At 72.3% G+C, this 9503-nt stretch carries 11 protein-coding genes; 6 read left to right on the forward strand and 5 right to left on the reverse strand.

Annotated features, from left to right (window positions below):
• Both PV721_RS37085 and PV721_RS37090 read left to right on the forward strand, forming a co-directional pair.
• Window positions 1–830, forward strand: an 830-nt coding sequence (locus tag PV721_RS37085) for an HtaA domain-containing protein (RefSeq protein WP_319732281.1), incomplete at its 5' end; no start/stop codon positions are given.
• A gap of 19 nt (window positions 831–849) precedes the next feature.
• The gene (locus PV721_RS37090; protein ID WP_319732284.1) at window positions 850–1527 is read left to right on the forward strand and encodes a PhzF family phenazine biosynthesis protein; all 678 of its coding nucleotides are present in this window, start codon (window positions 850–852) and stop codon (window positions 1525–1527) included.
• A gap of 358 nt (window positions 1528–1885) precedes the next feature.
• On the opposite strand, the gene PV721_RS37095 is transcribed toward PV721_RS37090, so the two are convergent.
• Window positions 1886–2533 carry a biliverdin-producing heme oxygenase gene (locus PV721_RS37095; protein WP_319732285.1) on the reverse strand — a complete coding sequence of 216 codons (648 nt, stop codon included), beginning with the start codon at window positions 2531–2533 and terminating at the stop codon, window positions 1886–1888.
• A gap of 175 nt (window positions 2534–2708) precedes the next feature.
• Complete coding sequence (map, locus tag PV721_RS37100; RefSeq protein WP_319732286.1) at window positions 2709–3566, reverse strand: type I methionyl aminopeptidase; 858 nt, start codon at window positions 3564–3566, stop codon at window positions 2709–2711.
• A gap of 72 nt (window positions 3567–3638) precedes the next feature.
• Here map and PV721_RS37105 point away from each other — a divergent pair, with 72 nt between their 5' ends.
• Complete coding sequence (locus PV721_RS37105; RefSeq protein ID WP_319732288.1) at window positions 3639–3875, forward strand: hypothetical protein; 237 nt, start codon at window positions 3639–3641, stop codon at window positions 3873–3875.
• Window positions 3876–3918: 43 nt separating this feature from the next.
• Here PV721_RS37105 and PV721_RS37110 read toward each other — a convergent pair whose 3' ends face one another.
• Window positions 3919–4524, reverse strand: coding sequence for a hypothetical protein (locus PV721_RS37110; protein ID WP_319732290.1), 606 nt, complete (start codon window positions 4522–4524; stop codon window positions 3919–3921).
• Window positions 4525–4620: 96 nt separating this feature from the next.
• Between PV721_RS37110 and npdG the strand changes: the two genes are divergently transcribed.
• Window positions 4621–5325 (forward strand): NADPH-dependent F420 reductase, encoded by a 705-nt coding sequence (gene npdG, locus PV721_RS37115; RefSeq protein ID WP_319732292.1) that lies wholly within the window; start codon window positions 4621–4623, stop codon window positions 5323–5325.
• Window positions 5326–5416: 91 nt separating this feature from the next.
• On the opposite strand, the gene PV721_RS37120 is transcribed toward npdG, so the two are convergent.
• Complete coding sequence (locus tag PV721_RS37120; RefSeq protein WP_319732294.1) at window positions 5417–7477, reverse strand: TerD family protein; 2061 nt, start codon at window positions 7475–7477, stop codon at window positions 5417–5419.
• A gap of 238 nt (window positions 7478–7715) precedes the next feature.
• Here PV721_RS37120 and PV721_RS37125 point away from each other — a divergent pair, with 238 nt between their 5' ends.
• Window positions 7716–7898, forward strand: coding sequence for a hypothetical protein (locus PV721_RS37125; protein ID WP_030723453.1), 183 nt, complete (start codon window positions 7716–7718; stop codon window positions 7896–7898).
• A gap of 21 nt (window positions 7899–7919) precedes the next feature.
• On the opposite strand, the gene PV721_RS37130 is transcribed toward PV721_RS37125, so the two are convergent.
• Window positions 7920–8714, reverse strand: coding sequence for a site-2 protease family protein (locus PV721_RS37130; protein ID WP_319732298.1), 795 nt, complete (start codon window positions 8712–8714; stop codon window positions 7920–7922).
• Window positions 8715–8787: 73 nt separating this feature from the next.
• Here PV721_RS37130 and PV721_RS37135 point away from each other — a divergent pair.
• Window positions 8788–9503, forward strand: a 716-nt coding sequence (locus PV721_RS37135; protein WP_319732300.1) for an AfsR/SARP family transcriptional regulator, incomplete at its 3' end; no start/stop codon positions are given.

The raw sequence follows: 9503 nt of genomic DNA on the forward strand, positions 1-9503 counted from the left end.
GCACGTACCTGCGGAAGGACTCCTTCACGCCCCACGTCAGCTTGCCGCTGAGGACCTTCTGCACGCCGCGGCCCACCGCTCCGGCCGACGGCGTGCAGAAGGTCCTCAGCGGCAAGCTGACGTGGGGCGTGAAGGAGTCCTTCCGCAGGTACGTGCTGGGCGCCGGCTCGATCACCCCGGCCGGCGGGGCCGCCAAGAACGGCGACCTCTACGACTTCGCCTTCGGCAAGGGCGAGCTGGACGTCAAGAAGCAGAAGCTGAACGCCTCCTTCGAGGGCAACCTCCGCTTCCAGTACGCGGCCCACGGCATCGACATGACCTTCGCCGGCCCCCGCGTCGACGCCACCGGCAAGAGCGGCACCCTGTACCTGGACGTCAAGAACGCCTCCGGCAGCAAGACGGCCGTCCCCTTCGCCACGCTCGACCTGTCGAAGACCGACTACAAGACCAAGAACGGCGTGCTCGCCCTGAACGCCGTCCCGGCCGCCTTCACCGCCGAGGGCGCGGCGGCCTTCGCCAACGACAGAACCGGCTCCCCGTACAAGGCGGGCGACGCGATCGACCCGCTCACCTTCTCCGTGGCCGTGGACAAGGACGCCACCCTGCCGACGACCACAGGCGGCACCACCGGCGGTACGGGCGGTACGAGCGGCACCGGCACCACCGGCGGTACGGGCGCCGCCGTGGGCGGCGGCTCCCTCGGCGGCAACCTCGCCGACACCGGCGCCGAGATCCCGGCCACGGCCCTGCTCACCACCTCCGGCGTGGTGATCGCGGCCGGCGCGGGCGCGATGTTCCTCGCGCGCAGGCGGCGCACGGCCCAGGTCTGAGCCGTGCTTGAATTCCCGCGTGAACGATCTCGACGTGCTGAAGGTCTTCTGCGCGGGTGACGGCCGGTACGGCAACCTGCTCGGTGTCGTACGCGACGGCCGGACCTGCCCCGACGACGCGTCCCGGCAGGCGCTGGCCGCCGAACTCGGCTACAGCGAGACGGTGTTCGTCGACGACCCCGAGCGCGGGGTCGTCGACATCCGCACCCCCGGCACGAGGATGTCCTTCGCGGGACATCCGCTGGTCGGGGTCGCCTGGTTGCTGGACATCGAAGAGCTCCAGCCGCCTGCCGGATCCGTATGGGCCCGGGACGACGGGGAGTTCACCTGGATCACGGCCCGCCCCGAGTGGGTCGAGGGCAAGCGCACCGAACAGTACGGATCCGTCGCCGAGGTCGAGGCGCTCCCGGCCCCGCCGCCGGGCGAGGGCTGGCTCTACGCCTGGGCCTGGGAGGACGAGACCGCGGGCCGCGTGCGGGCCCGCGGCTTCCCGCGCCGCCCCGACGGGATCATCACCGAGGACGAGGCCACCGGCTCGGCGGCGATCCTGCTGACGGCCCAGCTGAACCGCGCCCTGAACATCACCCAGGGCGCCGGCTCCCAGATCCTCACCGCCCCCGGCCCCGACGGCACCGTCGAGATCGGCGGCCGCGTCCGCTTCGCCCGGGCGGTGACACCGGCCGCCCCCCAGAGGTGATCGTTCGCCTTGAGGCTGGGGAGATCGCGGCCGAGGAGGACCGGGTGGGCGAGGCGGGGGACCGGGTCCCGGTGGAGAAACCTGCGCGCGGCTGACCGAGCTGACGGGGGAGCAGCTCCGGACGCGCAGGAGCAGGGGAGTGCCCGACCGCCGGGAGCACCAGGGCGTCGAGTACGTTCCCTTCCGCTCGGCCGAGGTGACCCGCCACCTGCTGCGCCCCGACCGGGGCCACCGCTGGGCGCCGGTGGCCCCGGCCCTGTTCCACCTCGCCCTGGTACACGTGCACCGCAGGGTGGAACGGGCCGAGGCGCCGGCCCTGCGCCGGCTCCTCCGGTCCGCTGGGCCGGCCCCGCCGGGGCTACGCGCTGAGCCGGAACTCCTCGCCCAGCTCGCGGAAGACCGCGCCGTTGAAGTCGAAGGCGCGCTTGCACTCGTCGATGATGCGCTGCTTCTCCAGGTCGTCCGCGGCGATCGCGTCCAGCAGCTCGCGGTAGGTCCGCTTGAAGGCCGCCGGGTTGGAGATGTCCGCGAACACGTAGAACCGGACGCCGTCGCCCTTGCGCTCGAAGCCCCAGGTGCGCTCGGCCTTGTCGCGGATGATCTGGCCGCCGGAGAGGTCGCCCAGGTAGCGGGTGTAGTGGTGGGCGACGTACCCGCCCGGCCATTCGGCCGCGCACTCGGCCACGCGGGCGGCGTACGCCTGCGTCGCGGGCAGCGCCACCACGTTCTCCTTCCAGTCCGGGCCCAGCAGGTGGGCGAGGTCGCGCTCGATCTCGGCGACGCGCATCAGCTCGGGCTGGATGAACGGTCCCGCCACCGGGTCGGTCCTGAGGGACTCGGCCGCATCCTCCAGGGCCCGGTACACGAACCACAGCTGTTCGGTGTAGCGCGTGTACGCGTCCACGCCGAGCCGTCCGCCGAGCAGGTCGCTCATGAAGGTCGACGTCTCGGCCTCGGTGTGCTGCTCGTGCGACGCGACGCGGATGACCGTAGAGAAGGCGTCCAAGGCGGACCTCCAGGAAGAGGAAACAGGCGTGGCGGCAGGGCCGCCACGCCTGATACTCCTACTTAGGCATGCCTAAGTCAATGTGTTCCCGACGTCCTGTCGGTAAAAGAATCCGCCTGGCGGATCCGCCTGGTGGATCGGCTGGGATCCGGCCGGGATCCCGCCAGGGCCCCGGCTACGGCAGGGTCAGGATCTCCGCCCCCGAGTCCGTCACCACCAGCGTGTGCTCGAACTGCGCGGTCCGCTTGCGGTCCTTCGTGACGACGGTCCAGCCGTCCGCCCACATGTCGTACTCGTGGGTGCCCAGGGTCAGCATCGGCTCGATGGTGAAGGTCATGCCGGGCTCGATGACGGTCGTGGCGTGCGGGCTGTCGTAGTGCGGAATGATCAGGCCGGAGTGGAAGGAGGAGTTGATGCCGTGGCCGGTGAAGTCCCGGACCACGCCGTAGCCGAAGCGCTTCGCGTACGACTCGATGACCCGGCCGATGATGTTGATCTGGCGGCCCGGCTTGACGGCCTTGATGGCGCGGTTCAGCGCCTCGCGGGTGCGCTCGACCAGCAGCTTCGACTCCTCGTCCACCTCCCCGCACAGGTAGGTGGCGTTGTTGTCGCCGTGCACCCCGCCGATGTAAGCGGTCACGTCGAGGTTCACGATGTCGCCGTCGCGCAGCACGGTGGAGTCCGGGATGCCGTGACAGATGACCTCGTTCACCGAGGAGCACAGCGACTTCGGGAAACCGCGGTAGCCGAGCGTCGAGGGGTAGGCGCCGTGGTCGCACATGTACGCGTGGGCGACCCGGTCGAGCTCGTCGGTGGTCACCCCCGGCGCGATCAGCTTGGCGGCCTCTTCCATCGCCTGGGCGGCGATCCGGCCGGCGATGCGCATGGCCTCGATGGTCTCGGCCGTCTGCACCTCCGGTCCGGTGTACGGAGTGGGCGCGGGCCTGCCCACGTACTCGGGCCGGCGGATGTTTCCGGGAACGGAACGGACGGGAGAAAGCTCGCCTGGTACGAGCAGCGACTGGCCAGACATGCAAGCGAGTGTATCCAGCGGGGATGGGGCAGCATGGCGGCAGAGAGCGGTAACGAGAGGAGCCTGACAACGATGGCCCTGTTCAAGAAGCGCCAGGTGGGCAAAGCGGGCGAGTGGTACTACTGCCTGGTCCACAACAAGGTCGAAGAAGGCCCCGAGTGCCCGGCGAAGGACCGTTTCGGCCCGTACGAGACGCCCGAGGCGGCGAGCCATGCCATGGAGACGGCGCAGGAACGCAACCTCGAGTGGCAGAACGACCCCAAGTGGAACGACAAGACCCGCGAGGAAGAGGAGGGCACGCCCTCCTGACGGCCCGGGCCACCGGCGGCCGGGCGACCGCCCGCGGTCCCGGCTACCAGCGGCTGGGCGGCGGCGCGGTCAACTGGTCGGCCAGCCGCGCCAGCCGGTCCCGGAAGCGCCGCGGCCCGCGCTGCGCCGGCAGGCCGTTCTCCCCGGCAGCCGCGCTGACCAGGTGCTGCACCGTGTCCAGATCCAGTTCGGCGCCGGCCTCCGGCACCGACAGCACCTCGTGCGCGAGCGTGCCCAGATCCGGATCCCCGCCGTCCAGGGACAGGACCGTCGCCCCCGCCCGCCGGGCCTCGTGGACGCGCTCCAGCAGCCCCTCGCCCGGCTCCCCCGGCGCCACCACCAGCAGCGTGTGCCCGCGCCGGGCCGCCGCCAGCCTGCCCAGCCCCACCGACAGGTGCGGGGGCTCCCCGGGCCGCACCCGGTGGCGTACGAGCGTGGGCGCCAGCTCCGGCAGACCCGACCAGGCGGCCTCGTCCACCAGGTGCGCCGCCAGGTGCCAGGGCTCGTAGCCCTCCGTCCCCACCAGCAGCAGGTTCCCGCCGGCCGGTACGACGGACCGGCGCAGCGAACCGGCGAAGCGGCGGGCGGCGCCCGGCCACTGCGTACCGGCGAGCACCTCGCGCAGCAGCGCGACCCTCACGGCATCCATATCGGGCATCCTGCCGCATGGAGGGGACCGGGGGGAGCGGCACGGGAGCGTTCCCTTCCCTTCGACTGTGGGCTACCCGGCAGTACCCTCGCCCCCATGACTTCCTCAGACAGCACGCAGAAGCCGCCGGTCAAGGACCCGTGGGAGCTGCCGGACGTGTCCGGCCTCGTCGTCGGCGTCCTCGGCGGCACCGGCGACCAGGGGCGGGGCCTCGCCTACCGGCTCGCCAGGGCCGGCCAGAAGGTGATCATCGGCTCCCGCGCCGCCGACCGCGCCCGGACCGCCGCCGAAGAACTGGGCCTCGGCGTGGAGGGCGCGGACAACGCCGAGTGCGCGCGCCGCAGCGACATCGTGATCATCGCGGTGCCGTGGGAGGGCCACGCCAAGACCCTCGAAGCCCTGCGCGAGGACCTCGCGGGCAAGCTCGTCGTGGACTGCGTCAACCCGCTGGGCTTCGACAAGCAGGGCGCCTACGCCCTCCAGGTCGAAGAGGGCAGCGCCGCCCAGCAGGCCGCGGCCCTCCTCCCCGACTCCCGCGTCACGGCGGCCTTCCACCACCTCTCGGCCGTCCTGCTCCAGGACGAGTCGATCGACGAGATCGACACCGACGTGATGGTCCTCGGCGAATCCCGCGCCGACACGGACACCGTCCAGGCCCTCGCCGCCCGCATCCCCGGCATGCGCGGCGTCTTCGCGGGCCGCCTGCGCAACGCCCACCAGGTCGAATCCCTGGTCGCCAACCTCATCTCCACCAACCGCCGCTACAAGGCCCACGCGGGCCTGCGCATCACGGACGTCTGAGCCGCGATTTCCACGGGCACGTAAGCCCCTTGCCGGGGCACGCCCGGCGGAGCGGTCCTGGTCGGGCCGGACCGCCGGGCACGCCCCGTGCTCAGCCCCGCCGGCCGGGGCGCGCCTCGACGGCGCCGAGCTGGGCCACCACACCGTGGTAGAAGCGGTCGACGGCGTCGTCCACGCTGCGGATGAAGCCGGACTCGGTATTGCCCCGGCTGTTGCCCATCCCCTTGATCAACGACAGTCGGAACCCGCTGAGCGGGGCCCCGTCCCTGGGCAGCAGATCGCCCGGTTCGGGGCGCAGGCGTTCCAGGGTGCCGCGCGGCCCGTTCTCACCCTCGACGAGGCTCTGAACGTGCAGATCCGCCGGTGCGTCGGAGAGCAGCCGCATCAGCCGCTTCGCCGCGGCCAGCGGATATGCCGCCTCCGGAGCCGGGATGTCGACGGACGTGCGGACCTTCCCCGTCCGCAGATCGGCGATGACCGCGATGACGGAGCCGGTCCCGTCGACACGAAGTTCCGCGGAGAGCCGGCCCTCCGTGCACAGCCTCCCGGCCGCCGTGACCCGCCGGGCCCGCGGATCACTGCCGCGCCGGGCCCGCTGCACCGGCAGCGCCTTCTGCCCGAGTTCCCCACCGAGGCGCAGGCAGACCTGCCGGATGAGCCGCTCCCAGCTCTCCACGACGTCGACGGCGCGGGCGTCGGCGGGGTCGATGGTCTCGTCGTCGATGCCGTTGCGCACCGGAACCCAGGCCGGGCCCATGTTCTGGAACCCGTGGCACCCCGAGTTCTCGTGCTGCAGGTACTCCAGGAGCTCCTGGAGGAGCCACGCGTGGGCGGCGTTGCCGACGCCCTCGTGGCGGATCAGCATCTGGGCCTGGTGCGCCACCTCGGCCCACGACAGGTGCCACAGGCTGACCTTGTGCTTGCGCCGTCCGTCGACCTTGACGTCGACCACGGCCGCCCCTTCGAGGGCCACGTCGTTGGACAGCGTGATCACCGCCTCGTAGCCGCGGCGCGTGGCGATGTCCATGTACTGCTGGACCTGCTCGGCCTTGAGCGGGTTGCCGTTCGTCTTCGTCTCCACGAGCGCCGTCCACAGCCTGCCCGCGCGTTCCACCCGGATCACACCGTCGGGGCGCTTCGGGGAGTCGCCGTGGGGCAGGGACACCTCGGTGAAGGTCTGCATGCGGCCGGCCGGGGCGCCGAACGCGGCGGTGAGGCGGCGCCCCAGTTCGGGGACCTGGGCCATGACGGACAGCAGGACCGAGGTCGCTCGTACTTCGCGCTCCTTGTCGCTCTTGAGGGAGGGAACCGGGAACAGCCGCGCGGTCGGCCAGGAGTCGTTCTCGGCCAGGGACTTCTTGGCCACCTTGGGCAGGGTGACCTTCTTCGTCGTGCGTGGGCTGCGACCGCGCGTCTGGGCCGGCACGGTGGAGCCGGCGGGTTCCGGCTCCGCGGCGGGGGCGGCGGGGCCGGGAGCAGCGCGATCGGCCGTTGCGACGGGTGGGACCGGTGCGCCGAGCCCGGGCGCCGCCGCCACTCCGGGAGTGTCCGGCTCGCCGGGATCACCGGGCGCGCCCACCTCCTCGGACGCCGGCGGTTCGTCGGCCTCCTCGGTGACGACGATGCCGAAGTCGGTGGCCAGCCCGGCGAGTCCCGTCTCGTACCCCTGCCCCACGGCCCGGAACTTCCACTCCTCGCCCCGACGGTAGAGCTCACCGAAGATGAAGGCCGTCTCCACGCCCGCGCCCTCGATCGAGAAGCCGACGAGCGGTTCCCCGGCCCGGTCCGCGACCGTCATCCGCAGGTCGTCGAGGTCCCCGAAGCGGGCGCCCCCGTACTGACTGGCCGCCACCACGATCCGCGTGACGTCATCCGCAACGGCGGTCAGGTCCACGCTGATGCGGTCTTCGTCCCCGTTGGCGGTGGGCGTCTTTCCGAGGAGCTGCACGCTGCCGTCGGCGGCCGCGGGGTTGTTGTAGAAGTAGAAGTCGTTCTCGCTGCGGACCTTGCCGTTCCCGTCCAGGAGCAGTACGGAGACGTCGGCATCGCCGGCTCCGGAGGTGCTGGTCCAGCCCAGACTCACGACGACCGAACCGGCGTCCTCGCTGAGGGCGGTCAGGCTGACGTTCGCGCCCTTAGGGATCTCCTGCATGTCTTCCCCCCACTCGCCGGCGTCGTCCGTCGCGGGCGGAGCGGGCCGGGATGTTCGTTCTGTCGCGCCCCGGATACGGCGCGTCACTGGCGAACCGTAACGCCGAGCAGCGCAGGAGATCAGGCAAAGGGGAAAACGGGACGACCGCGGTTCGGCGCCGCCCTTACGGCAGCACTGCGGGGCATGGGGGACACTGGAGGGGCTCGACCCCGTTCCGTGTCCCCGAGGAGCTCTTCCCATGCCCCGCCTTGCCGTCTTCGCCGTTGTCGTCTGCGTCCTTGCGGTGGCCGCGGCCGTCGTCGCCTTCGTGGAGGGCAGCTTCCTCGGGATCGTGTGGGTGCTGCTCGCGGGGCTCACGTCCAACCTGGCCTGGTACTACCTGCGCAAGGCGAAGGCCGAGAAGGCCGCGCGGACCTCGTAGGCGGCCGGGCGGGAGCCCGCGTCAGGGGGCCTCGCAGAAGCTGCCGGCGTCCTGCCAGAAGCGGTAGAGGGCGTGGCCGCAGTCCGTCTCCAGGTCCGACACGCCCAGTGCGGACAGCAGGTCGCGCACCACGCCGAAGAAGAAGACGTTGATCTCCGGGATCCACAGCAGCGCGAAGACGGCGATCAGGCCGAACGGCGCCAGCGGCTCCACCTCGCGGCGCACCCGGTGCGACAGCCAGGGTTCGATGACCCCGTAGCCGTCGAGGCCCGGTACCGGCAGGAAGTTCAGGATCGCCGCCGAGACCTGGAGCAGGGCCAGGAACGCGAGCGCGTACCGGAAGGGCATCGGCACCCCGTCGAGGGCGTCCAGCCAGAACGGCGCCGTGCAGACGACGGCGAACGCCACGTTGGTCAGCGGGCCGGCCGCCGAGATGAGGCTGTGCTTCCACCGCCCCCGGATCCGGCCGCGCTCGATGTAGACGGCGCCGCCGGGCAGGCCCAGCCCGCCCAGGATCACGAAGACCACCGGCAGCACGATGCTGAGCAGCGGGTGCGAATATTTCAGCGGATTCAGCGTCAGATAACCCTTGGCGCCCACCGACAGGTCGCCGCCGTGCAGGGCCGTGCGGGCGTGCGCGTACTCGTGCAGGCAGAGGGAGACCACCCACGCCGACGTCACGAAGAGGAACACTGCGAGCCCGGTGCTCGTCGAGTACCCCGTCCACACGGCCCAGCCGGTGACGGCCATGACGGCGAAGACGCCGAGGAATACCGAACTGATCCGCCGCTCGCCGCGGCTGCCCTGATGACCCATGCCGGGAAACCTATCCCGGCCGCCGAAGGGAAAACGGTTCGGGGCCGGGGCGGGGTCCGGGGACAATGGGCCGGTGCGTTACGCGATTCTCGGCACCGCCCAGGCCATCCACGACGACGGGACCCCCGTCGCCGTCGGCGGAGCGCGCCTGCGGGCGCTCCTGACCGCGCTCGCGCTGCGGCCGGGGCGGGTGGTGCCGGCCGCGCTGCTGGTCGCCGAGGTGTGGGACGGCGACCCGCCGGCCGACGCGGTGGCGGCCCTGCAGGCGCTGGTCGCCCGGCTGCGGCGGGCCCTCGGGCACGCGGCCGTGCGCTCCGCGGAGGGCGGCTACCAGCTCGCCGCCGAACGCGAGGACGTCGACCTGTACCGCTTCGAGCGCCTCGCCCGGTCCGCGGCCGAGACGCGGGACCCGGCCGAAGCCGCCGCCCGGTACGAGGAGGCCCTCACCCTGTGGCGCGGACCGGCCCTCGCCGACCTGCCCGACCCGGGCGCGGAGTCCGCGCGCTGGGAGGCCGTACGGATGGACGCGCGCCGGGGCCGGCTCGCGGCGGCCCTGGCCCTGGGCGGGGCCGAGCGGTCCCTGCCGGAGCTGACCGCGCTGTGCGCGCAGCAGCCGCTGGACGAGCCGCTGCAGGCGCTGCGCATCCGGGCGCTGCGCGACGCCGGCCGCCCGGCGGAGGCGCTGGCCGCGTACGACGCCGTACGCCGGGACCTGGCGGCCCGGCTCGGCACGGACCCTGTCCCTTATCCACCAATCCACCCACACGGACACGCACGAAAACCAGAAAC

It is taken from the genome of Streptomyces sp. MB09-01, assembly GCF_033794505.1.
Classification (GTDB): domain Bacteria; phylum Actinomycetota; class Actinomycetes; order Streptomycetales; family Streptomycetaceae; genus Streptomyces.